This is a genomic window from Streptomyces sp. MS191 (assembly GCF_008042125.1).
Taxonomy (GTDB): domain Bacteria; phylum Actinomycetota; class Actinomycetes; order Streptomycetales; family Streptomycetaceae; genus Streptomyces.
The window spans coordinates 39,675-61,424 of the sequence record NZ_RDBI01000057.1 but is presented as its reverse complement, the minus strand read 5'-3'; the positions used below and the strand labels follow the sequence as shown (position 1 = coordinate 61,424).

General features: G+C 72.8%; 22 protein-coding genes. 12 read left to right on the top strand and 10 right to left on the bottom strand.

All coding sequences use genetic code 11. From position 1 onward, the window contains the following. Positions 1–8: 8 nt before the first annotated feature. Positions 9–470 (bottom strand): universal stress protein, encoded by a 462-nt coding sequence (locus tag EAO71_RS25275; RefSeq protein WP_147980125.1) that lies wholly within the window; start codon positions 468–470, stop codon positions 9–11. 90 nt (positions 471–560) lie between these two features. On the opposite strand from EAO71_RS25275, the gene EAO71_RS25270 reads away from it, so the two are divergent. Beyond that, on the top strand, positions 561–1,430 hold the full coding sequence (locus EAO71_RS25270; protein WP_261992334.1) for a polysaccharide deacetylase family protein: 870 nt from the start codon (positions 561–563) through the stop codon (positions 1,428–1,430). A gap of 54 nt (positions 1,431–1,484) precedes the next feature. Here the strand turns inward: EAO71_RS25270 and EAO71_RS25265 are convergent, their stop codons facing one another. Then, positions 1,485–2,144 carry a class F sortase gene (locus EAO71_RS25265; protein WP_147980124.1) on the bottom strand — a complete coding sequence of 220 codons (660 nt, stop codon included), beginning with the start codon at positions 2,142–2,144 and terminating at the stop codon, positions 1,485–1,487. A 366-nt stretch (positions 2,145–2,510) separates the two neighbouring features. Here EAO71_RS25265 and EAO71_RS25260 point away from each other — a divergent pair, with 366 nt between their 5' ends. Further along, positions 2,511–3,038 carry a hypothetical protein gene (locus tag EAO71_RS25260; protein ID WP_147980123.1) on the top strand — a complete coding sequence of 176 codons (528 nt, stop codon included), beginning with the start codon at positions 2,511–2,513 and terminating at the stop codon, positions 3,036–3,038. Between the two features lie 117 nt (positions 3,039–3,155). Here the strand turns inward: EAO71_RS25260 and EAO71_RS25255 are convergent, their stop codons facing one another. Beyond that, entirely contained in the window at positions 3,156–3,719 is a 564-nt protein-coding gene (locus tag EAO71_RS25255) for a hypothetical protein (protein ID WP_147980122.1), read from the bottom strand. Between the two features lie 186 nt (positions 3,720–3,905). Next, on the bottom strand, positions 3,906–4,670 hold the full coding sequence (locus EAO71_RS25250) for a bestrophin-like domain (RefSeq protein ID WP_147980121.1): 765 nt from the start codon (positions 4,668–4,670) through the stop codon (positions 3,906–3,908). A gap of 207 nt (positions 4,671–4,877) precedes the next feature. On the opposite strand from EAO71_RS25250, the gene EAO71_RS39145 reads away from it, so the two are divergent. Then, positions 4,878–5,147 carry a hypothetical protein gene (locus EAO71_RS39145; protein ID WP_261992333.1) on the top strand — a complete coding sequence of 90 codons (270 nt, stop codon included), beginning with the start codon at positions 4,878–4,880 and terminating at the stop codon, positions 5,145–5,147. Here EAO71_RS39145 and EAO71_RS37850 read toward each other — a convergent pair. Further along, positions 5,081–5,245, bottom strand: a complete 165-nt coding sequence (locus tag EAO71_RS37850; RefSeq protein ID WP_187282816.1) for a hypothetical protein — start codon at positions 5,243–5,245, stop codon at positions 5,081–5,083. The genes EAO71_RS39145 and EAO71_RS37850 overlap by 67 nt on opposite strands. A gap of 207 nt (positions 5,246–5,452) precedes the next feature. Between EAO71_RS37850 and EAO71_RS25235 the strand changes: the two genes are divergently transcribed. The 3 genes from EAO71_RS25235 to EAO71_RS25225 all read left to right on the top strand — a co-directional run bounded on the left by EAO71_RS25235 (position 5,453) and on the right by EAO71_RS25225 (position 9,670). Beyond that, positions 5,453–6,427: an SCO0930 family lipoprotein gene (locus EAO71_RS25235; RefSeq protein WP_147980120.1), complete on the top strand. Its 975-nt coding sequence runs from the start codon at positions 5,453–5,455 to the stop codon at positions 6,425–6,427. A 268-nt stretch (positions 6,428–6,695) separates the two neighbouring features. After that, on the top strand, positions 6,696–7,508 hold the full coding sequence (locus EAO71_RS25230) for an SAM-dependent methyltransferase (RefSeq protein ID WP_147980119.1): 813 nt from the start codon (positions 6,696–6,698) through the stop codon (positions 7,506–7,508). Next, on the top strand, positions 7,505–9,670 hold the full coding sequence (locus EAO71_RS25225; RefSeq protein ID WP_147980118.1) for a putative bifunctional diguanylate cyclase/phosphodiesterase: 2,166 nt from the start codon (positions 7,505–7,507) through the stop codon (positions 9,668–9,670). Before EAO71_RS25230 ends, EAO71_RS25225 begins: the two co-directional genes overlap by 4 nt. 74 nt (positions 9,671–9,744) lie before the next feature. Here the strand turns inward: EAO71_RS25225 and EAO71_RS25220 are convergent, their stop codons facing one another. After that, positions 9,745–10,644 (bottom strand): LysR family transcriptional regulator, encoded by a 900-nt coding sequence (locus tag EAO71_RS25220; protein WP_147980117.1) that lies wholly within the window; start codon positions 10,642–10,644, stop codon positions 9,745–9,747. A 72-nt stretch (positions 10,645–10,716) separates the two neighbouring features. On the opposite strand from EAO71_RS25220, the gene EAO71_RS25215 reads away from it, so the two are divergent. Genes EAO71_RS25215 through EAO71_RS25205 form a run of 3 tightly spaced genes read left to right on the top strand, consistent with a single transcriptional unit; the run spans position 10,717 to position 14,145 of the window. Continuing rightward, positions 10,717–11,454 (top strand): succinate dehydrogenase, encoded by a 738-nt coding sequence (locus tag EAO71_RS25215; RefSeq protein ID WP_147980116.1) that lies wholly within the window; start codon positions 10,717–10,719, stop codon positions 11,452–11,454. A 1-nt stretch (position 11,455) separates the two neighbouring features. Beyond that, on the top strand, positions 11,456–13,399 hold the full coding sequence (locus tag EAO71_RS25210) for a fumarate reductase/succinate dehydrogenase flavoprotein subunit (protein WP_147980115.1): 1,944 nt from the start codon (positions 11,456–11,458) through the stop codon (positions 13,397–13,399). Then, positions 13,396–14,145 carry a succinate dehydrogenase/fumarate reductase iron-sulfur subunit gene (locus tag EAO71_RS25205; protein ID WP_147980114.1) on the top strand — a complete coding sequence of 250 codons (750 nt, stop codon included), beginning with the start codon at positions 13,396–13,398 and terminating at the stop codon, positions 14,143–14,145. The genes EAO71_RS25210 and EAO71_RS25205 overlap by 4 nt, the downstream gene beginning before the upstream one ends. Before the next feature lie 16 nt (positions 14,146–14,161). Here the strand turns inward: EAO71_RS25205 and EAO71_RS25200 are convergent, their stop codons facing one another. Further along, the gene (locus EAO71_RS25200) at positions 14,162–15,016 is read right to left on the bottom strand and encodes a helix-turn-helix domain-containing protein (protein WP_147980113.1); all 855 of its coding nucleotides are present in this window, start codon (positions 15,014–15,016) and stop codon (positions 14,162–14,164) included. A 100-nt stretch (positions 15,017–15,116) separates the two neighbouring features. On the opposite strand from EAO71_RS25200, the gene EAO71_RS25195 reads away from it, so the two are divergent. Continuing rightward, a complete protein-coding gene (locus tag EAO71_RS25195; protein ID WP_147980112.1) occupies positions 15,117–15,674 on the top strand; it encodes a YceI family protein in 558 nt (185 codons plus the stop codon). Positions 15,675–15,678: 4 nt separating this feature from the next. On the opposite strand, the gene EAO71_RS25190 is transcribed toward EAO71_RS25195, so the two are convergent. Both EAO71_RS25190 and EAO71_RS25185 read right to left on the bottom strand, forming a co-directional pair. Then, positions 15,679–18,045 carry an ATP-binding cassette domain-containing protein gene (locus tag EAO71_RS25190; RefSeq protein WP_147980111.1) on the bottom strand — a complete coding sequence of 789 codons (2,367 nt, stop codon included), beginning with the start codon at positions 18,043–18,045 and terminating at the stop codon, positions 15,679–15,681. A 9-nt stretch (positions 18,046–18,054) separates the two neighbouring features. Continuing rightward, positions 18,055–19,086 carry an LLM class flavin-dependent oxidoreductase gene (locus EAO71_RS25185; RefSeq protein WP_147980110.1) on the bottom strand — a complete coding sequence of 344 codons (1,032 nt, stop codon included), beginning with the start codon at positions 19,084–19,086 and terminating at the stop codon, positions 18,055–18,057. A 176-nt stretch (positions 19,087–19,262) separates the two neighbouring features. Here EAO71_RS25185 and EAO71_RS25180 point away from each other — a divergent pair, with 176 nt between their 5' ends. Beyond that, on the top strand, positions 19,263–19,751 hold the full coding sequence (locus tag EAO71_RS25180; RefSeq protein ID WP_147980109.1) for a phosphatase domain-containing protein: 489 nt from the start codon (positions 19,263–19,265) through the stop codon (positions 19,749–19,751). Positions 19,752–19,872: 121 nt separating this feature from the next. Here the strand turns inward: EAO71_RS25180 and EAO71_RS25175 are convergent, their stop codons facing one another. Beyond that, positions 19,873–20,088 carry a dodecin gene (locus EAO71_RS25175; protein WP_147980108.1) on the bottom strand — a complete coding sequence of 72 codons (216 nt, stop codon included), beginning with the start codon at positions 20,086–20,088 and terminating at the stop codon, positions 19,873–19,875. 252 nt (positions 20,089–20,340) lie between these two features. On the opposite strand from EAO71_RS25175, the gene EAO71_RS25170 reads away from it, so the two are divergent. After that, a complete protein-coding gene (locus EAO71_RS25170; RefSeq protein WP_147980107.1) occupies positions 20,341–21,591 on the top strand; it encodes an extracellular solute-binding protein in 1,251 nt (416 codons plus the stop codon). Positions 21,592–21,750 lie beyond the last annotated feature (159 nt).

The following is a 21,750-nucleotide window of genomic DNA, read 5'->3' as shown; positions in this document are numbered from 1 at the left end:
GACGGCCCTCAGGGGACCACGGTGACGGGCCAGCGGCCCGCCTTGACCAGGCGTACCGCGACCGAGCCGACGAAGCGGTGACCGGCCGACTCCGAGGCGCCCACCACGACCGCGTCGGCGGTCAGCTCGTCCGCGGCCGAGACCAGTCCGGCGTACGCGTCGCCCCGGAAGGTGTGGAACTCCCAGCGCACCTGCCAGATCTCCCGGACGCGCTCCGCCGACTCGCGGATCTCGGCCACCAGCCCCTGGGCGATCTCGTCCGTGGTCCCGGCGACCGGCGCGCCGAGCGCCGCGCCCGCCGCGAGTACCGGCTGCACGTACACCAGGGCGAGCAGGGCGTTCTGCCGGCGGGCGAGCCCCGCCGCGTACGCCGCCGCGCGCAGCGAGGAGTCGGAGCCGTCGACACCGGCCACGATCACCCGGGGGCCGTCCGTACCGCGCTCGAACCGGTGGGGCTGCTGACTGGTCACCCTTCGAGGCTATCGGCTCATCGGGTGCTTTCGGACGGGCGGCCGGTGTGGATGGCGGCCCGCGCCCCTCCACCGTGCGAGCAGTTAGTCATGAAAAAGGATGAGAAGCCCAACGGGCGCCGGGCGGTGCTGCGCCTGGCCGCCGCCCTGGGGGCCACCGCCACCGTCGGCGTCCTCACCGCCGACCGCCTCGGAAAGACGGACGGCGGGGCTCCGGCTCCCGGCCGCAGCCCCGCCGGCGGCGCTCCCGCGTCCGGCCCGGCCGCCGGCCCACCGGCCGCCGTCCGGCAGAACCCCGGCGCGTACCGGCTCCAGCCGATGACGGCCTACGCGCCGCCGGCCTTCCGCCGGGCGCTGCCACCGGTCCGGCAGCGCCCCTTCCTCCAGGTGTCCGGCATCGGCCGCTCCCTGGTGCTGACCTTCGACGACGGCCCCGACCCCCGCTACACACCGGAGATCCTCGCCATCCTGCGCCGGCACGGCTGCCGGGCCATGTTCTTCGTCTGCGGGGAGATGGCCGTCGACAACCAGGACCTGCTGCGGGAGATGGCGGACGACGGCCACGTGGTGGGCAACCACTCGTGGTCCCACCCGCTCGTCCCCGGACTGCGGCCCTCCCGCATCCGCGACGAACTCGGCTCCACCAGCGACATCGTCGAGCGCACCATCGGCGCCGCCCCGGCCTGGTACCGGGCCCCGTACGGAGCCTGGAACAAGCACTCCTTCGAGATCGGCGCCGAACTGGGGATGGAGCCGCTGGCCTGGACCGTCGACACCCTCGACTGGAAGGAGCCCGGGACCGACAGCATCGTCCGCCGCGTGCGGGACGGCGCCGCGCCCGGCGCCGTGGTCCTCAACCACGACGCCGGCGGCAACCGCTCGCAGAGCGTGGCGGCGCTGCGCCGCTACCTTCCCGAACTCCTCGACTCGGGCTACGGCATCACGGTGCCCGGACGCTGACGGCACGACGGGGCCCCCGGCGCGGAGAGCGCCGGGGGCCCCGTCGTGCCGGACTCAGCGCGAGCCGACCATCCGGGCGTAGACGACGACGTTGCCCTCGTAGCCGTTCGCCCGCGAGTAGCCGCCGCCGCAGGTGATGACCCGCAGCTCGGGCACGCCCTGGTCGGCGTAGACCTGGACGCCGGGGAAGTTCTGCTTGGAGTACACCTCCACGCCGTAGATCTCGAAGACCGCCACCCGGCCGTCGTACCGCTCGACCTCGATGTGCTGGCCCTTGCCCAGTGAGCCGAGTCCGTAGAACACCGCCGGTCCGGCCGTGTTGTCGACGTGCCCGACGACGACGGCGGTGCCGCGCTGGCCGGGCGCGATGCCGTTCTGGTACCAGCCGGCCAGGTTCGGGTCCTGCGGGGGCGGCGCCTCGATCCAGCCGTCCGCGTCGAGCCCCACGTCGATGACCGGGGCCGCGACGTCGATCGCCGGGATCTTCACCCGCGACGCCGGGGCGTACGGCAGCGGCTCCAGTCCGTCGGGGGTCGAGGGCGGGACCCCGATCGGCCGGGTGTCCGGACGGGCGGCCGCCGCGGGCTGGGGCGGGCCGAGCTCGACGTCGACTCCATTGCGCATCATCGCCAGGCCGGAGAGCATGACGAGAGCCAGGACACCCCACGGTTGGCGCCTCCTCGGCTGAAAGACGCTGAAGTCCTTGGGGCTCATGATTCTCCCTTCGTGGCGTCGTCAGAACGGTAAGTGCGGTGGGCCCGCCCGGCGATCAGGGCGGAGCGAACGGGTGGCGGCCGGAGGCGGGGGCCGCCGGCGGACACCCTCGTGGGCGACGTGCCGGGGGCATCCGGGGTGACGGTGCGATGACCCATCCGAGTAATCGTCAGATAAGCGGCCTGACGGGGTGTGACCTGCGCCTCCGTCAGATTCGGGCCGCTTTCCTCGGCGTGTCGCCTCACCGGGGTGGACCAGTGCCGACATGCGTGGAACGCCCCGGCTTGTGAGGGTTCGTCATGGAAGGCGTACTCGTCGAATATCCCGGAGCACCGCTTTGGGGCGTCTTCCACTGGAGGTTCAACCATGCGTGCTGCACGCACTCTGGCGGTGGCCGCCACCGCTTTCGCGGCGGTCGGGCTCGCGGCCCCCCTCGCCGCCGCCACCCACGGGCCCAGCAGCCTCACCGTCAGCCCCTACCAGGTCGACCGGGGCGGAGACGGCGCCAACAGCGTCACGGTCAGCCCCTTCGCCGTCCACCAGGGCTCGACCCTCACCATCACCGTCCGCGGCTGCGCCGGGGGCACGGTCACGTCCAACGCCTTCCCGACGACCACCCTGTCCGGCAACAACAACGGTGTCTCCACCGCCACCGCCCGGATCCACAACAACGCCACGCCCGGCCAGTACAACCTGGCCGTCCAGTGCAACGGCCGGACGCTCACGCAGTCGTTCCGCGTGCTCGCCGGCCAGGGCTCGCAGGGCGGACTCGGCGGCTCGCTCGCGCCGAGCTCCACGGAGATGGCCGTCGGCGGCTCGCTCGTCGCCGCGGCCGCGCTCGGCGGCGGTCTGTTCATCGTCCGCCGTCGCCGTATGAGCGGCACCAGCGCCTGACCGGTCGAACCTCCCGGTCGGCCGCACGCCCGTCGCCCCCGGATCCTGATCCCAGGATCCGGGGGCGACGGGCGTGCGCGGCGGGTGGGCGGGCCCGCTCGGGGCTCGCCCGCGCCGTCAGTGGCGCCGGTCCCGGGCGGGCTGTGCCCGGCGCCGGACGACGAGGACCAGGCCGGTGGCGGCGGCGAGGACCAGGCCCGAGCCGACCGCCAGGGTCGCGGTGTCGATCCCGTCCACGGAGCCGCCGAGGCCGCCCTGCACCCCGCGCGGGGGAGTGAGCACCGTCGAGCTGATCGTGGGCGTGGCCGTGGGCGTGCCCGTGATGGTCAGCGTGACGGATTCCTGGACACCGCCGGTGCAGTTGAACGTGACCGTGTAGACGGCACCCCGCCTGGCGTCGGAGTCCACGAGCGCGGTGGCCGTGGCACCCGGCGGGATGGTCACCGTGTCGAAGATGCCCGCCGAGGCCGTCGCCGTACTGGCGCAGCCGGGAGCGCTCAGGGTCACCCGTCCGCCCGGTGCGACGACCGAGGGCGTGACGACGAAGTCGCCGGGCGCCTTGGCCCGCGCCGCCCGCGGGTTCGGTGCGGGGGCGCCGTCCGCCGCGGCGGCGACGGGAGCGGCCAGAGCGAGGGTGGCCGCCCCCAGCAGGGCGGCGGACGCGGCACGTATCGCGCGCATGGTGAATCCTCCGGGTCCCGAGGAGCAGGTGCGGAAGCGGTTTCCACGAATGGCCTGATATGCACCTCGATGCCCGAAACGCTAGGAGTGCACTATCACAGCCGCGATCCCAGGCGCGCGAATGGGGCACCGGTGTCCCCCGGCCGGCCCATCGACACGCGGCGGCGAGGAGCCCGAACGGGCCGGTCAGTCCGCGAGATGGGGGAAGAGGTCGGTGAACGGGGTCGCCGTCGCCGAGATCCCCCGGCCGAACGGGGCGTCGAAGTCCCAGATGAGGAAGAGCAGGAACGCGATCATGGCGCTGAACAGTCCCGCCAGCAGCAGTTCGCGTCCGGTCCGCCGGATCTGGAGGGTGAAGATCAGGCCCACCGTCACGAGGGCGCCGATGATCAGGCCGAACCACACGACCCCGGGCATGGTGGCTCCCGCGCTCTGGCCCCGGGCGCCCCGGGCGTCGTCGACCACCGCGACCTGGTCCACCAGTGGCTGGTACGCCTGTCCCTCGTGGTCGTCGGCGGGCCGATAGTCGGTCACGTCGCGGCGGATCCGGTCGAGGAGTTCGGTGCCCTTCCCGCTCAGCTCCTCCCGCTCCGACATGTGGCGCCATTCGTCTCCCACGACGTAGGAGACGTAGGCGTCGACGTCCGCACGGATCCGGGTCCGGACGTCGGCCGGGTAGACCTCGGCCCGCGCCGAGATCTCGTGCAGGGCCTGGGCCTCCTGGCGCACCGTCTCCTGGGCGGCGCTACGGGCCTCCCAGACGCCGGCGATGGCCAGGCCCAGGACGATCGCGTACACCACGCCGATCATCATCGTCATGTACTCGATGACGTCGGGGGTCTCGCTGGGGTCGTCGTCGTCGGTGATCCTCCGGTGGTTGATGACGACGATGGTGAGGACGACGGCGCAGGCGGCGGCCATCGCGATGGACAGGACGAGCCATTCGGACATGTGGTCCTCCTTCGGCGGGGCTCAGCGGGAGCGGGCGCGCAGGATCGCGGTCGCGAGCACCGCGGGGGCGGTGACGAGCAGCGTCATGGACACCAGGGAGGGGCCGCCCTCGGGCTCGGCCCGCGCGGTGCGGCGGTAGGCGGGCAGCGCGACGGGCGGCCGGTGTGGATGGCGGCCCGCGCCCCTCCACCGTGCGAGCAGTTAGTCATGAAAAAGGATGAGAAGCCCAACGGGCGCCGGGCGGTGCTGCGCCTGGCCGCCGCCCTGGGGGCCACCGCCACCGTCGGCGTCCTCACCGCCGACCGCCTCGGAAAGACGGACGGCGGGGCTCCGGCTCCCGGCCGCAGCCCCGCCGGCGGCGCTCCCGCGTCCGGCCCGGCCGCCGTACCCGCCGCCGCCGATGCCTGCGCCTACGCCGTCACCGGTCCGGCCACCGCGACCGAGGTGTTCGAGTCGCCCGGGCCGGTGACGGCGTAGGCGCAGGCATCGGCGGCGGCGGGTACCGGAGCGGCCAGCAGCCACACCAGCGCGGTGGCCGCCAGGGGCCGGGCCAGAAGGGATCCGTACAGAGACACGCCGACGAGCATGATCACAGGACGGGTGCACCACGCCGTGAATCGGGGCGGATTCGCCGGATGGAGGGGTTCTCGGAGTGCACCGGTTTGACGTTCGGGCGAAAAACTTTCGAGATCCGTTGAGTACGCGGCCGGCGCGCTCCGTATCCATGACCAGGAACGGCAGCCCACGCCACTCCAACAAGCTATGAATCAACGGGAGTTGACATGAAGACCTGGAGGAACGCCGCACTCGCGGTGACGGCGGTGGCCGTACTCGCACTCACGACGGCGTGCGGCCAGGAGCAGGGTGACCAGACGCTGGGTGGTCAGCCCGCGGGCGCGGCGAAGCCGGCCGGGGCTCCCGCCGAGAACGGGTACGGCAACGACGGTTACGGCGGCGGCGGTTACGGGTCCGACGGCGCGGCGGCCGAGGCCGCGAAGTCCGCCGGGCAGCTGGAGGTCCAGAACGACCCGAAGCTCGGCAAGGTCGTCACCGACAGCGAGGGCTTCACCCTCTACCGCTTCGACAAGGACTCGGCCAACCCGCCCCGGGCCACCTGTGAGGGCGACTGCGCCAAGGCGTGGCCGGTCGTGAGCGCGGTCGGCGCCAAGGCGCCGGACGGTGTGGGGGCCGCCGAACTGGGTCAGGTGGTCCGCGCCGACGGGACGAAGCAGCTCACCATCGGCGGCTGGCCGATGTACCGGTACGCGAAGGACACCAAGGCCGGCGACACCAACGGGCAGGGAGTGGGCGGCACCTGGTTCGCCGCCGCCCCCGACGGAAAGAAGGCGGCACCGGCCGCCGACGAGGGCGGTAGCGAGGATTCCGGTTCGGACCTCGCCGGGCTCTCGGTGCGAAAGGACCCCAAGCTCGGTGACATCGTGGTCGATTCGCGCGGAATGACGGTTTACCGCTTCAAGAAGGATTCCGCCTGGCCCATGAAGACCGCCTGTGTCGGTGCCTGCCTGGAGAAGTGGCCGGTTGTCGCCCCTGTCGACAAGAAGGACACCGAGGGCATCAGCACCAAGGGATTCGTCACCTTCAACCGTCCCGACGGCATCAAGCAGCAGACCATGGACTGCTGGCCGCTCTACACCTTCGCGGGTGACGAGGAGCCCGGCGACACCAATGGCCAGGGCGTGGGCGGCACCTGGTACGCGGTCTCGCCCCAGGGAAAGCTGGTCGGAGCGCCCAAGTAGGTCCCCCGCGCCGCGCTTCCGGCCGGTCGGCCCGCCGTCACCCCCTCGGTGACGGCGGGCCGGACGCACGTCCGCATGCACGTGAAAGTGCACGGCCGCAAGGCGCGATCTCTTCGTTCTGATCGCACGTGCCATTGGCGTGTGACCAAGAACGGATCGCGAATTTCCGTTTCTACTCGCCCTCTTGGCGGGCGATCAGTAGCCTCGGCTCGAACACCGGCCGCGAACACATGGCCGCACTCCCCGTGGCGACTTGTTGGAGACTTTGATGGAGCGTCCCGCCTGGGCCCCGCCGGGTATCGATATCTCGGTCCCGAGCGTGTCCCGTATGTACGACTTCTATCTGGGCGGCTCGCACAATTTCGAGGTCGACCGGGACGCGGCCCGCAAGGCCATGGAGTTCATGCCGGGGCTGCCCAAGATCATGCAGGCGAACCGGGCCTTCATGCGCCGCGCCGTGCGCCACGCGGTCGACAACGGCATCAGCCAGTTCCTCGACATCGGTTCCGGCATACCCACCTTCGGCAACGTCCACGAGGTCGCCCAGACGGCCTCCCCGGACGCCCGCGTCGTCTACGTCGACCACGACCCGGTCGCCGTCGCGCACAGCCGCGCCGTCCTGGAGGGCAACGCGGGCGCCGCCGTCGTCGCGGCCGACCTGCGCAAGCCGCGGGAGATCCTGCGCAGCCCCGAGGTCACCGGACTGCTCGACCTGGAGCGGCCGGTGGCGCTGCTCCTCGTCGCCGTCCTGCACTTCATCGAGGACGAGGACGAGCCGCAGCGGGCCGTCGCCGAGCTCGTCGACGCGCTGGCGCCCGGCAGCCTCGTGATCCTCACCCACGCCTCCTACGAGGGCATCCCGCTCCCGGAGGACCAGGCCGGCGGCGCCGTCGGGGTCTACCGGAACATCCGCAACCCCCTCGTGATGCGCTCCCGCGAGGAGATAGCCCGCTTCTTCGACGGGTGCGAACTCGTCGAGCCCGGCCTGGTCTCCATGCCCGGCTGGCGGCCCGACAGCCCGGCCGAGGAGGAGGATCCCTACGCCTTCTCCGGCTTCGCAGGGGTGGGGCGCAAGGCGTGAAGGTGCCGTCGCAGCCGACCGGTTCCGGCGCGGAACCGGACGGGCTCGAGGACAGACTCAGGCGGTTCGTGACCATCTGGAGCCGGGCCATCTTCCCGGTCACCGCCACTTCGCTGACCCGCGCCGAGTTCGAGGGGCACCTGCTGCCCCTCGCCCGCGAGTTGCGCACCGCGCTGCACGACCGGTCCTTCGACACGGCGCCCGCCCACCGCGCCGGCGCCGCCCTCGTGGCCGCCCACTGCACGGACCCGGACGCCCTCAGCCGCACGCTCGGGGTCATCGACTCCTACCTCGTGCTGTACTGCGGCACGGAGCAGGACACCCCCGGCGAGGAGCTGCGGGCCCGCTGCTCGCGACTCCAGCACGCCATGGCCGCCGGCTTCGCCCAGGCCCTGCGCGAGCGCACCCTCGTCGAGCAGGAGGCCATCGCCCGCTCCTCGCTCACCGCCCGCAGCGCCGCCGAGGTCGCCCTGCACGCCACCGAGACCCGCTTCCGCGCGGTCTTCGAGGGTGCGGCCATCGGCATCGCGATCGCCGACCTCGAAGGCAACGTCCTGGAGGTCAACGAGACCCTCACCCGGATGTTCGGCGGCCTGGAGCACCACGTCCGCAGCAAGAACGTCAGCGAATGGGCCCACCCGGAGGACGCCCCGCACGTCTGGCGGCTCTACGACGAGCTGGTCCGCGGCGAACGCGAGCACTACCGCGTCGAGAAGCCCTACTACCGCGGCGACGGCACCGTCCTGTGGACCAACCTGACCGTCTCGCTGCTGCGGGACGCCGAGGGCTTCCCGCAGTACCAGCTGGCGCTGATGGAGGACACCACCGAGCGCCGGCTGCTCAACCTGCGGCTGCGGTACGAGGCCACCCACGACGCCCTCACCGGGCTGCCCAACCGGACGCTGTTCTTCGAGCGTCTGGAGAAGGCGCTCGCCCCGGCCGAGGGCGCCCGCTTCGGGCTCTGCTACCTCGACCTCGACGGCTTCAAGGCCATCAACGACAGCCTCGGCCACTCGGCCGGCGACCGGCTCCTCGTCGAGGTCGCCGACCGGCTGCAGAGCTGCGCCACCGCGCCCGGCGAGATGGTGGCCCGGCTCGGCGGCGACGAGTTCGTCGCCCTGACCACCGGACCGCACACCGAACGGGAGGTCGTGGAACTGGCCAACCGCATCCTGGCGTCCCTCGCCACCCCGATCGGGGTCGACGGCCGCGAACTGACCGTGCGCGGCAGCGTCGGCGTGGTCGAGGGGCCGGCGGGGGAGCGGACCGCCGCCGAGGTGCTGCGCAGCGCCGACATCACGATGTACCGGGCCAAGTCGGCGGGCGGCAACCGCTTCGAGTTCGCCGACGCCGAGGCCGACGCCCGGGCGATCACCCGGCACGGCCTGACCACCGCGCTGCCCGCCGCCCTGGAGCGCGGCGAGTTCTTCATCGAGTACCAGCCGCTGGTGCACCTCGGCGACGGCAGCGTGCACGGCGCGGAGGCGCTCGTGCGCTGGTGCCATCCGCAGCACGGCGTGCTCGGACCGGACCGGTTCATCCCGCTCGCGGAGAACACCGGGCTGATCGTCCCGCTCGGTCGCTGGGTCCTGGAGGAGGCCGTACGCCAGGCCCGCTTCTGGCAGACCCGGCACTCCGACGGCGGTCCCCTGCGGATCAACGTCAACCTCTCGCCGACCCAGCTGCACCACCCGCGCCTGGTCGCCGACACCGTCGACGTGCTGGAACGCTCCGGACTCGAACCGGGTGCCCTGTGCCTGGAGGTCACCGAGTCCGCGCTGATAGGGGCGGACGACGACCTGCTCAAGCCGCTCCGCCAGCTCGCCGAGATGGGGGTGGACATCGCGCTGGACGACTTCGGCACCGGCTACTCGAACCTCGCGAACCTGCGACGGCTGCCCGTGAGCGTCCTCAAGCTGGACCGCTCGTTCACCCGGGGCATGCAGCAGCACCCGGCCGACCCGGTGGACCTGAAGATCGTCGAGGGGATCGTCTCACTGGCGCACAGCCTGAAGCTCGCCGTCACCGTCGAGGGCGTCGAGACGGGCGCCCAGGCGCAGCAGCTGCGCGAACTGGGCTGCGACACGGCACAGGGCTGGTACTACGCCCGCCCGGGCGCCCCCGACCGGATCCACGCCCTGCTGCTCGCGGACGCGGTGTAGCGGCGACGCCCGGCGGGGCGTCCCGGCGGGCCGCCGGGCACAGGGGACGGGGCCCGACACCCCGGTGCGACGCTTCAGGTCCCGTGCCCCGGGCCGCGCCCGGAGCGCAGCAGCAGCTTCTGCAGCTCGCGGGCCGCCCGGGGCGGGGCCACGTCGCTGCGGTGCGCGAGCGCGATKGTCCGCCGCAGTCCGGGACGGGCCAGCGCCGTGACCCGCAGGTCACGTCCCGTCCGGGCCGCCACCATGGCCGGCACCACCGCCAGTCCCAGGCCCGCCCGGACGAAGCCGAGGACGGCGTCCATCTCCCCGCCCTCCACCGTGAACGACGGCTCGAAACCCTCCGCGCGGCACGCCGCGACGGTGAGCTCCCGCAGGTCGTAGCCGTGCCGGAACATCACCAGGGGATGGTCGCGCAGGTCCGCGATCCGCACCGGCCGGCGCGGCGCGGGCGCGGCGGCCGACGAGACCACGACGAGATCCTCGGTCAGCAGTTCCACCGTCGTGAGCGCCGGGGACGGGGTCGGCAGCGGCAGGACCACCAGCGCCAGATCGAGGGCCCCGCGCGCCAGCTCCCGCACCAGGTCGTGCGAGCCGCCCTCCTCGATGAGCAGCCGGATCCCCGGGTGCAGGTCGTGGAAGGCGCGCAGCACGTCCGGCAGCAGGCCCGTGCACAGACTCGGCGTCGCTCCGAGCCGCACCCGTCCGCGCCGCAGCTGCGCCAGCTCCTGCACCTCGTGCCGCGCGGTGTCCGTGTCCGCGAGGATCCGGCGGGCCAAGGGCAGCAGCGCCTCACCGGCGTCCGTGAGCGTGATGTTGCCCCGCGCGCGGCTGAACAGCTCCGCGCCCAGCTCCTGCTCCAGGGCCCGGATCTGCTGCGACAGGGAGGGCTGGGAGACGTGCACCCGCTCCGCGGCACGGGTGAAGTGGCGGGTCTCGGCCACCGCGACGAAGTACAGGAGCTGCTGGAACTGCATAGGCTCAGCCTATCGAGATGAGCCGGACCATGTCTTGGACCTCTCAGGCCTTCCGGCCCTAGCGTCGACTGCATGGCTCTGGCAACGAAGACGACGGCCCCGGCGGACCGGGGCACCGGCCGACCGCCGTCCCCGAGGCGATCACGCGGCTTCTGGGGATCCACGATCGGCAAGAAGACGGTCATGGCCGTCAGCGGCCTCCTCATGCTCGGCTACCTGGTCGCCCACGTCATGGGCAACCTCAAGGTCTTCTTCGGCCCCGAGGAGTTCAACGCCTACGGCCACTGGCTGCGCACCATGGGCGCTCCCGTCCTGCACCACTCCTGGGCGCTCTGGCTCGTCCGGATCGTGCTCGTCGCCGCCGTCGTGGCCCACGTCGTCTCCGCGTACCAGCTGAGCAGGCGCGACATCAAGGCCCGCCCCACCGCCTACGTCCACCGGCGACGGCGCTCCACCTACGCCACCCGCACCATGCGCTGGGGCGGGGTGATCGTCGCCCTGTTCATCGTCTGGCACATCCTGGACCTGACCACCGGCACCGCGCACCCCGGCGGATTCCAGGAGGGCCACCCGTACCAGAACGTCGTGGACACCTTCTCCACCTGGTACGGCAACCTCGTCTACATCGTCGCCATGATCGCCGTCGGCCTGCACGTCCGGCACGGCTTCTGGAGCGCCGCCCAGACCCTCGGAGTCGGCGACGCCCGCCGCGAGCGCGTCCTCAAGATCCTCGCGAACGGGCTCGCGCTCGCCCTGACCGCGGGCTTCGTCTCCGTCCCCGTCGCCGTCATGACCGGAGTGGTGAGCTGACATGAGCTACCTCGACTACACGGTGGGGGAGCCCGCCGTCGACCACAAGGCACCCGCAGGGCCCATCGCCGAGCGCTGGGACACCCGCCGGTTCCAGGCCAGGCTGGTCAACCCCGCCAACCGGCGCAGGCACACCGTCATCGTCGTGGGCACCGGACTCGCCGGCGGCTCGGCCGGCGCCACCCTGGCCGAACAGGGCTACCACGTCGTCCAGTTCTGCTACCAGGACTCCCCCCGCCGGGCCCACTCCATCGCCGCTCAGGGCGGCATCAACGCCGCCAAGAACTACCGCAACGACGGCGACTCCGTGCACCGCCTCTTCTACGACACCGTCAAGGGCGGCGACTTCCGCGCCCGCGAGTCCAACGTGCACCGCCTCGCCCAGATCTCCGTCGAGATCATCGACCAGTGCGTCGCCCAGGGCGTGCCCTTCGCCCGCGAGTACGGCGGACTCCTCGACACCCGCTCCTTCGGCGGCGTCCAGGTCTCCCGCACCTTCTACGCCCGCGGGCAGACGGGGCAGCAACTCCTCCTCGGCGCCTACCAGGCGCTGTCCCGGCAGATCGCCGCGGGCAACGTCGAACTGCACGCCCGCACCGAGATGCTCGACCTGATCGTCGTCGACGGGCGGGCCCGCGGCATCGTCGCCCGCGACCTGGTCACCGGCACGATCACCACCCACTACGCCGACGCGGTGGTGCTCGCCTCCGGCGGCTACGGCAACGTCTTCCACCTGTCGACGAACGCCATGAACTCCAACGCCACCGCGGTGTGGCGGGCCCACCGGCGCGGCGCCCACTTCGCCAACCCCTGCTTCACCCAGATCCACCCCACCTGCATCCCGCGCACCGGCGACCACCAGTCCAAGCTCACGCTGATGAGCGAGTCCCTGCGCAACGACGGCCGCATCTGGGTCCCCAAGGAGCGGGGCGACCACCGGCCCCCCGGCGAGATCCCCGAGGAGGAGCGCGACTACTACCTGGAGCGCGTCTACCCCTCCTTCGGCAACCTCGTCCCGCGCGACATCGCCTCCCGCGCCGCCAAGAACGTCTGCGACGAGGGCCGCGGCGTCGGCCCCGGCGGGCAGGGCGTCTACCTCGACTTCGCCGACGCCATCGCCCGGATGGGCCGCGGGGCCGTCGAGGAGAGGTACGGCAACCTCTTCGACATGTACGAGCGGATCACCGCCGAGAACCCGTACGAGACGCCCATGCGGATCTACCCCGCCGTGCACTACACGATGGGCGGGCTGTGGGTCGACTACGACCTCCAGACCACCGTCCCCGGGCTCTTCGCCGTCGGCGAGGCCAACTTCTCCGACCACGGCGCCAACCGGCTCGGCGCCTCCGCCCTGATGCAGGGCCTCGCCGACGGCTACTTCGTCCTGCCGTCCACGATCAGCGACTACCTCGCGCGGCACCCCTCCAGCGAGCCGCTCGACGACGGGCACCCGGTGGTCCGCGAGGTCCTGGCCGAGACCGAGGACCGGCTCCACCTGCTCCTCGCCGTCGACGGCGACCGCACCCCCGACTCCTTCCACCGCGAACTGGGCGAGCTGATGTGGGAGCACTGCGGCATGGCGCGCACCGGAGCCGGCCTGCGCAAGGCCCTGGAGCGCATCCCGCGGATCCGCGCCGAGTTCTGGCGCCGCGTCAAGGTCCCGGGCACCGGCGAGGAGTTCAACCAGTCCCTGGAGAAGGCCAACAGGATTGTCGACTACCTCGAACTCGCCGAGCTCATGTGCCTCGACGCCCTGCACCGCGCCGAGTCCTGCGGCGGCCACTTCCGCGAGGAGTCCCAGACCGCGGACGGCGAGGCAGCCCGCCGCGACGAGGACTTCTCGTACGCGGCGGCCTGGGAGTTCAACGGCGGCGACGCCCCGATCCTGCACAAGGAAGACCTCGTCTTCGAGTACGTCCACCCCACCCAGCGGAGCTACGCATGAAGCTCACCCTGCGCGTCTGGCGCCAGAAGAACGCCGACGCCGACGGCGCCATGTCCACCTACGAGGTGGACGGCATCTCCGCCGACATGTCGTTCCTGGAGATGCTCGACACCCTCAACGAGGAACTCATCCTCCGCGGCGACGACCCGGTCGCCTTCGACCACGACTGCCGCGAGGGCATCTGCGGCGCGTGCAGCCTCGTCATCGACGGCGAGGCCCACGGCCCCGAGCGGACCACGACCTGCCAGCTGCACATGCGGTCCTTCCGCGACGGGGACACGATCGACATCGAACCCTGGCGCGCCTCGGCCTTCCCCGTCGTCAAGGACCTCGTCGTCGACCGCTCGGCCTTCGACCGGATCATCCAGGCCGGCGGCTACGTCAGCGTGCCCACCGGCGCGGCCCCCGAGGCGCACGCGACGCCGGTGCCGAAGGCCGCCGCCGACCTCGCCTTCGAGCACGCGGAGTGCATCGGCTGCGGCGCCTGCGTGGCAGCCTGCCCCAACGGCTCCGCGATGCTCTTCACCTCGGCCAAGGTCAACCACCTGAACGTGCTGCCCCAGGGCGCCCCGGAACGCGAGACCCGGGTCCTCGACATGGTCGGCCAGATGGACGCGGAGGGCTTCGGCGGCTGCACCCTGACCGGCGAGTGCGCGACCGCGTGCCCGAAGGGGATCCCGCTGCCCTCGATCGCCGCGATGAACAAGGAGTGGCTCCGGGCCCGGCGCAAGGCCGCGCGGGGGTAGGCCCCCGCGCCGCCGCTCAGCCGCCGACCGCGCGCAGGGTGCCCGGCCGGCGGCCGACCAGCCGGTCCAGTGCCGCGGAGGTCGCCTCGTCGGCGGGCAGCTGCACCGTCACGCTCTGCCCGTCGGTCTCCGGCAGGTCGAGGACCTCGTACGACAGCCGCAGCTCGCCGACCTCCGGGTGCACCAGCCGCTCCCGGCCCGAACGCGCCCGCATCAGCCCGGTGGCGGCGAACCGCTCGGAGAACGCGGCCCCGGCGGTGATCGTGAGTTCCCGCGCCAGCTCGGCGACGTACGGGTCCGATCGCGTGACGGGCAGGTACAGCGCCGCGACCTGCTGGTCGGCGATCCGGTCCCAGTCCGGGTACGCCGCACGGGCCCGCGGATCGGTGAAGACGTAGCGGAGCAGGCTCGGCGGGTCCCCGTCCAGCATCCCCAGAGGGCCGGCGAGGAGCGCGTACCCCTCGCTGTACGCGGCGACCTCGCCGATCGCGTTGGTCACCACGGCCGGGGTCGGCCCGAGCCGGTCGAGCAGGGCCCGCACGGTCGGCCGCACCGTACGGGCCGGCGACGGCGCCGCCGCGCACATGTGCTGATGGTCCTGGGACTTCTGCAGCCGGCGCAGGTGCACCCGGGCGTCGAGCGGCAGCTGCAGCGCGTCGCTGAGCGCGCCCAGCACCTGCGACGAGGGGTTGCGGTCCCGGCCCTGCTCCAGCCTCGCCAGATACTCGACGCTGATCCCGGCGAGCATCGCCAGCTCCGTCCGCCGCAGCCCCGGCGTCCGGCGCCGCGGCCCCGCCGGCAGCCCCGCGTCCGCGGGCGTCAGCGCCTCGCGCCGGGCGCGCAGGAAGGCACCGAGTTCGTTGTCGCTCATCCACCGATCGTAAGAGGACCCGGCGTTCCGAGGGTGGCCCTGTCACTACCAGCCTCCGCCGGGCCTTCCTCACGCCGTCCCGGGGCCGCAGCGTGGAGCCATGACCACCGAATCGCAGAACACCACCACCACGCTTCCGCTCACCCCCGGCCGCTGGACCGTCGACCCGCTGCACTCCAGTGTCGGATTCGCGATCCGCCATCTCGGGATCTCCAAGGTGCGCGGGCGCTTCAACGACCTCCGGGCCGAGCTGGTCGTCGGCACCACCCTCGACGACTCCTCGATCACCGCGACCGTCGCGCTCGCCTCGCTCGACACCGGCAACGCGGACCGGGACGCGCACGTACGCAGTGCGGAACTGCTGGACGTCGAGAAGCGGCCGACGATGACGTTCCGCTCGACCCGCCTCGACGGCGCGGGCGAGGACTGGACCATGGCGGGCGACCTCACCATCGGCGACGTCACCCGTCCGGTCACCTTCGACGTCGAGTTCGGCGGTCTCGTGGACGTGCCGGTGGACGGCAGCCGGCACGCGGGATTCGACGCCACCGGCGAGTTCCGGCGCAGCGACTTCGGCCTCGACTTCGCTCCCGGCTTCCTCGGGGACGTGATCAAGGTGAACCTGGAGGTCCAGTTCGTCGAGCCGGCCTCGTCCTGACCGGTCAGCCGCCGAGCCGGGCCGCGAGATAGGGCGCGGTCCGGCTCGCCGCCGCCCGGGCCACCTCGGCCGGCGGCCCGGCCGCCACGATCCGCCCGCCCGCGTCGCCGCCGCCCGGCCCGAGGTCGATCACCCAGTCCGCGGTGGCCACCACGTCCATGTCGTGCTCCACGACGACCACCGAGTGACCCGCGTCGACCAGGTCGTGGAGCCGTCCCATCAGCACCTCGACATCGGCCGGATGGAGCCCGGTCGTCGGCTCGTCCAGCACGTAGAGGGTGTGGCCGCGGCGCCGGCGCTGGAGCTCCGAGGCGAGCTTGATGCGCTGCGCCTCGCCGCCCGACAGCTCCGTGGCCGGCTGGCCGAGCCGCAGGTAGCCGAGGCCGACGTCGAGCAGCGTGCCCAGGCTGCGTACCGCCGCCGGGGTGTCCGCGAAGAACGTGGCGGCCGCCTCCACGGTCAGGTCCAGCACCTCCGCGATGGTCAGCCCGCGCAGCCGGACCCGCAGCGTCTCGGGGTTGTAGCGGGCACCGTGACAGTCCGGGCACGGGGCGTACGTGCTGGGCAGGAAGAGGAGCTCCACCGAGACGAAGCCCTCGCCCTGGCACGTCTCGCACCGCCCGCCGGGGACGTTGAACGAGAAGCGCCCGACCTTGTAGCCGTGCTCGCGGGCCTCGTCGGTGGCGGCGAAGAGCCGGCGGACCACGTCGAACAGCCCCGTGTAGGTGGCCAGGTTGGACCGGGGGGTCCGGCCGATCGGCTTCTGGTCGACCGTCACCAGCCGTTCCACCCCGGGAAGTTCCTCCGTCAGCGCGCCCACCAGCGTCGACTTGCCCGAGCCCGAGACGCCGGTCACCGCCGTCAGCACCCCGAGCGGGAACTCGGCCTCCAGACCCCGGAGGTTGTGCCGCGTGACCGGACCCGTGCGCAGCCGGCCCGCGGGGGTCCGCACCGCCCGCCCGGGCGCGGGTGCCGGACCGAAGAGGAAGCGCCGCGTCGCGGACTCCCCGACGGCCGCCAGCCCCTGCGGCGGCCCGCTGTGCAGCACCCGGCCCCCGTGCACACCCGCCCGCGGGCCGACGTCGACCAGCCAGTCGGCGTGCCGGATGACATCGAGGTGGTGCTCCACCACGAACACCGAGTTGCCCGCCGCCTTGAGCCGGTCCAGGACCACCAGGAGGGCCTCGGTGTCGGCCGGATGCAGGCCCGCGGACGGCTCGTCCAGCACGTACACCACGCCGAAGAGCCCCGAGCGCAACTGGGTGGCCAGTCGCAGCCGTTGCAGCTCGCCGTTGGACAGGGACGGGGTCGCGCGGTCCAGGCTGAGGTAGCCGAGGCCCAGCTCGGTGACCGTGGCGATGCGCGCGACCAGGTCGGCGGTGAGCACCCGGGCCGTCTCGCCCGCACCACCGGCCGTGCCGCCGCCGTGGCCCGCGGCCACGAGCGCCTGCGCGAGCGCGGTCAGCGGCAGCGCCGCCAGCTCGGCGATCGTCCGGCCCGCGAACGTCACCGCGAGCGCCTCGGGACGCAGCCGGCTGCCCCCGCACACCGGACAGGGCGAGGCGGTCAGGAACCGCTCCGCCTTCGCCCGGAGCGTGGCGCTCCTGGAGTCGGAGAACGTGTGCATCACGTAGCGGCGGGCGCTCGTGTACGTGCCCTGGTACGGCCGCTGGATCCGTCCCGCCTCGCGGACCGGATGGACGGTGACCACCGGCTGCTCGTCCGTGAACAGGATCCACTCGCGGTCCCGCGCGTCGAGCTCGCGCCAGGGCCGGTCGACGTCGTGGCCGAGCGCGTCCAGCACGTCGCGCAGGTTCTTGCCCTGCCACGCGCCCGGCCACGCCGCGATCGCGCCCTCCCGGATCGACAGTCCGGGATCGGGGACGAGGAGCTCCTCACTGGTGCGGTGCACGCGGCCGAGACCGTGGCACTCGGGGCAGGCCCCCGCCGCCGTGTTCGGCGAGAACGCGTCCGAGTCGAGCCGCTCGGCCCCCTCCGGGTAGCGGCCCGCCCGTGAGAACAGCATCCGCAGGGAGTTGGAGAGGGTGGTGACCGTCCCCACCGACGACCGGGCGTTCGGCGACGACCGGCGCTGTTCCAGGGAGACGGCGGGGGGCAGCCCGGTGATCTCCCCGACCTTCGGCGCGCCGACCTGGTGGATCAGCCGACGGGCGTACGGCGCGACCGACTCGAAGTACCGGCGCTGCGCCTCCGCGTAGATCGTGCCGAAGGCGAGCGAGGACTTGCCCGAGCCGGACACCCCGGTGAAGACGGCGATCGCGTCGCGCGGGATGTCGACGTCGACGCCCAGGAGGTTGTTCTCCCGGGCGCCGCGGACACGGACGAAGGAGTCGGGGGAGTGCGCGGACATCCCCCGATTCTAGGTCGACGTCCCGTCGTTCGCGCTGGTCAGGCCGGCGACGCGGGCGAGTCGGCGGTACGAGTCGAGCAGCGCCGCCCGGTCGTGGGTGCTCGTCGTCACCAGCACCTCCCGGGCCCCGGTCTCCTTCACCACCCGCTCCAGCTCGGCGGCGACCTGTTCCTCCGTGCCGTGCACGTGCCCCGTCAGCCCCGCCTCGAACAGGCCGCGCTGCTTCTCCGTCATCGATGACTCCGCGATCCGCTCGACGGGCGCCAGCGGCGGGAAGTCGCCCCGTGTCCGGGACCAGGCGGCGGACCAGGCCTCGGGGGCGAGCAGGCGGCGGGCCTCCTCCTCGGTCCCGGCGACCGCCACCGTGCCGGACACGACGACGTACGGCTCCTCCGTCCAGGCCGAGGGCCGGAACGCGGCGCGGTAGGCGTCCACGGCGGCCAGCATCCTTTCGCGCCCGCGCAGATCGCCGATCACGAGCGGCAGACCCGCCTCCGCGGCCGTCGTCGCGCCCTCGCCCGTCGCCAGCACGAACGGCGGCACCCGCAGGCCCTCCGCCGGCCGGGCGTGGACCCCGGGGTACGCCGTCTGCGTGCCGGTGAACCAGCCGAGCAGCTCGGCCAGCTGCTCGGCGAACCGCCCGGCGTCGTCCTTGTCCCGGCCCAGCGCCCGCCGGACGCCGTCCGTGAAGCCGACCGAGCGGCCGAGCCCCATGTCGATGCGCCCCGGGAACAGCGCCTCCAGGACACCGAAGGCCTCCGCGACGAGCAGCGGGCGGTGGTTGGGGAGCATCACTCCGCCGGTGCCGACGCGGATGGTCGACGTCGCCGCCGCCACGGCCGCGGCCAGCACGGTCGGCGCGGAGCCGGCCACCCCCGGCACACCGTGGTGCTCCGACACCCAGAAGCGGTGGTACCCCAGCGCCTCCACCTCCTGCGCGAGGCGCACGGTGGCGCGCAGCGCCTCGGAGCCGCCCTCGCCCTCGCGGGTGCGGGAGCGGTCGAGGACGGAGAACCGGACACCATCGAGGGAAGAGGTCACACAGGGTTCAACGCATCGGGGCGAGGACGATTCCCGGTGGCCGAGGGCGCCGCCGTGGTGCCGCCCCCACAGCCTGGCGGCGCGGGAGGCGCCCCCGCCTCCGCCCGGGATCCGAAGCCCGGGGAGGCCGCTCGCCGATCCGGCCCGATCGGCAGGACACCCCCTACGCTGGGCGGGTGACCCGAAGCAGCAGGCCCGTGGCCGTGTTCGACCTCGACAACACCCTCGCGGGGACCGCCCACCGTCAGCACCACCTGGAGCGGCGGCCCCGCGACTGGTCCGCGTTCTTCGCCGCGGCTCCCGAGGACCCGCCGCTCGCCGAGGGCGTCGCCCTGTGCCTGGAGGCGGCGAGGGAGTGCGAGGTGGTCTACCTGACGGGCCGACCGGAGCGCTGCCGCCGGGACACCGTGGCCTGGCTGGCCGCCCAGGGACTGCCGGACGGCCGCATCCACATGCGCGGCAACCGCGACTTCCGCCCGGCGCGCCTGACCAAGCTGGAGATCCTGCGCCGTCTCGGCCGCGACCGCGAGATCCGGATGCTCGTCGACGACGACGAGCTGGTGTGCGACGCGGCCGAGGCGGCCGGATTCACCGTCGTCCGGGCCCGCTGGGCGGCGCCGTCCGAGGAACTGAAGCAGGCCCAGGAGGGCGAGGGCCGCACCTGAGACCGGGCCCGGCACCCTCCGGCACCCGTCCGAGACCCGCCCGGCACCGCCCGCCGCGCATCGCCGGCGCCGCGGCGGCGCACCGCCGGCCCGGGCGAGCGGTCCGTCCGTGAGGCCGGACCTACTCGCCCTCCTCGAGACGGAACCCGACCTTCAGGCCGACCTGGTAGTGCTCGATCGCGCCGTCCACGATGTGGCCGCGGACCTGCGTCACCTCGAACCAGTCGAGGGACCGCAGGGTCTGCGCGGCCCGCTCGATGCCGTTGCGAATGGCCTGGTCGACTCCCTCCGGGGAGGTGCCGACGATCTCGGTGACGCGGTAGGTGTGGTTCGACATGGGGGCCGAACTCCTCTCGGTGGGGGTCATTCCACGGTGCCCCACCACGCCCCGGACCGCGACACGTCGGGCTCCGGGGGAGCGCGAGGCGGGCGCGGGAGGCCGCCGCCGCGACCCTCCGGGACTTGACCACCCGGTTGGTCCAGACCAGAATCCTGGCCACACGCCCGCGCGAACAACCCGTTCGGTCCCCCCACGTCGGGTCAGCTCCCCATGCCGCACTCCATTCATGGAACGCAGAAGGTGACCTACGTGAAGAACCGCCATCTCGTCTGTCCCCTGGCCGCAGTGACCGCCCTCGCGCTCGCCGGGTGCGGGCTCCTGCCCGGCGACGGAGACCAGACCCGGACCGTCAGCATCTGGCTGATGCGCGACAGCGTCAGCGAGGACTTCCTCCAGCGGTTCACCACCGCGTACGAGTCCCAGCACGCGGGCGTGAAACTGCAGTTCACCATCCAGGACTGGACGGGCATCGGCAAGAAGGTCACCGGGGCGATCAAGGGGGAGGGCGGACCCGACGTCATCGAGGTGGGCAACACGCAGGTCGCCCAGTACGCGGAGACCGACAGGCTCTACGACCTCACCCTCGAGTCGGCCCGCGACCTCGGCGGCGAGCAGTGGCTGCCCGGCCTCGCCGAGCCCGGCCGCATCGACGGCGCCCAGTACGGCATCCCGTGGTACGCGGCGAACCGCATCGTGATCTACAACAAGGACCTCTTCAGACAGGCCGGCATCGCCAAGCCGCCGACGACGCGGGCGAAGTGGCTCGCCGACACCGAGAAGATCAACGACAGCGGCTCGCAGGGCATCTACCTCGCCGGCCAGGACTGGTACACCCTCGCGGGCTTCATCTGGGACGAGGGCGGTGAACTCGCCGTCGACCAGGGCGGCGCCTGGTCCGGCACCCTGGACACCCCCGCCGCGCTGCGCGGCATGGAGGTCTACAAGGAGCTGCAGTCCCTCGGCTCGGGTCCCAAGGACGCCGACGAGCAGACCCCGCCGCAGGCCGAGGTCTTCGCCCGGGGCGACGTCGCCCAGATCATCGCCACGCCCAGCGCCGTGGCCGCCATCACCAAGGTGAACCCGGAACTCGAGGACAAGCTCGGCTTCTTCCCCATACCGGGCAAGCAGGCCGGCAAGCCCTGCGCCGTCTTCACCGGCGGCTCGGACCTCATCATCCCGGAGAACGCCCCCCAGCGCGGCGCCGCGCTCGACGTGGTCAAGGCCCTGGCCGGCGACAAGTGGCAGTCCGAACTCGCCCGCGCGATGAACTACGTGCCGAACAAGACCGGTCTCGCCTCGGTCGTCAGGGGCCGGGAGGCCACGTCCGTGATGGCCGTCGGCGCGGCACGCGGCCGGGCCACGCCCAACTCCCCGCAGTGGGCCGACGTCGAGGCGGACAACCCGATCAAGCCGTACATGACGGCGGTGCTGCAGGGCGAGGACCCCAAGGCCGCGGCCAAGGCGGCCTCGGCGAAGATCAGCTCGACGCTCGCCGAATAGCATTCAGCGCCTCCACACCCGCCTGCCTCCGAACGGTCACGTCGAATCCAGCCGGTCACGGAAGAAACGAGGGGCCGGTCCGCCGCCGCGCGGCCCGGCCCTCACCGTCCCCTTCCGCCCGCCGGAGGAGCCCGACATGCCCGCACCGTCGTCCGCAGT

Coding starts and splice junctions, on each gene's coding strand:
- EAO71_RS25270 (WP_261992334.1), top strand. CDS start 561: ATGAAAAAGGATGAGAAGCCCAACGGGCGCCGGGCGGTGCTGCGCCTG.
- EAO71_RS25190 (WP_147980111.1), bottom strand. CDS start 18,045: ATGTCCGCGCACTCCCCCGACTCCTTCGTCCGTGTCCGCGGCGCCCGG.
- EAO71_RS25200 (WP_147980113.1), bottom strand. CDS start 15,016: ATGAGCGACAACGAACTCGGTGCCTTCCTGCGCGCCCGGCGCGAGGCG.
- EAO71_RS25195 (WP_147980112.1), top strand. CDS start 15,117: ATGACCACCGAATCGCAGAACACCACCACCACGCTTCCGCTCACCCCC.
- EAO71_RS25235 (WP_147980120.1), top strand. CDS start 5,453: ATGAAGACCTGGAGGAACGCCGCACTCGCGGTGACGGCGGTGGCCGTA.
- EAO71_RS25210 (WP_147980115.1), top strand. CDS start 11,456: ATGAGCTACCTCGACTACACGGTGGGGGAGCCCGCCGTCGACCACAAG.
- EAO71_RS39145 (WP_261992333.1), top strand. CDS start 4,878: ATGAAAAAGGATGAGAAGCCCAACGGGCGCCGGGCGGTGCTGCGCCTG.
- EAO71_RS25175 (WP_147980108.1), bottom strand. CDS start 20,088: ATGTCGAACCACACCTACCGCGTCACCGAGATCGTCGGCACCTCCCCG.
- EAO71_RS25255 (WP_147980122.1), bottom strand. CDS start 3,719: ATGCGCGCGATACGTGCCGCGTCCGCCGCCCTGCTGGGGGCGGCCACC.
- EAO71_RS25260 (WP_147980123.1), top strand. CDS start 2,511: ATGCGTGCTGCACGCACTCTGGCGGTGGCCGCCACCGCTTTCGCGGCG.
- EAO71_RS25250 (WP_147980121.1), bottom strand. CDS start 4,670: ATGTCCGAATGGCTCGTCCTGTCCATCGCGATGGCCGCCGCCTGCGCC.
- EAO71_RS25230 (WP_147980119.1), top strand. CDS start 6,696: ATGGAGCGTCCCGCCTGGGCCCCGCCGGGTATCGATATCTCGGTCCCG.
- EAO71_RS25205 (WP_147980114.1), top strand. CDS start 13,396: ATGAAGCTCACCCTGCGCGTCTGGCGCCAGAAGAACGCCGACGCCGAC.
- EAO71_RS25265 (WP_147980124.1), bottom strand. CDS start 2,144: ATGAGCCCCAAGGACTTCAGCGTCTTTCAGCCGAGGAGGCGCCAACCG.
- EAO71_RS25215 (WP_147980116.1), top strand. CDS start 10,717: ATGGCTCTGGCAACGAAGACGACGGCCCCGGCGGACCGGGGCACCGGC.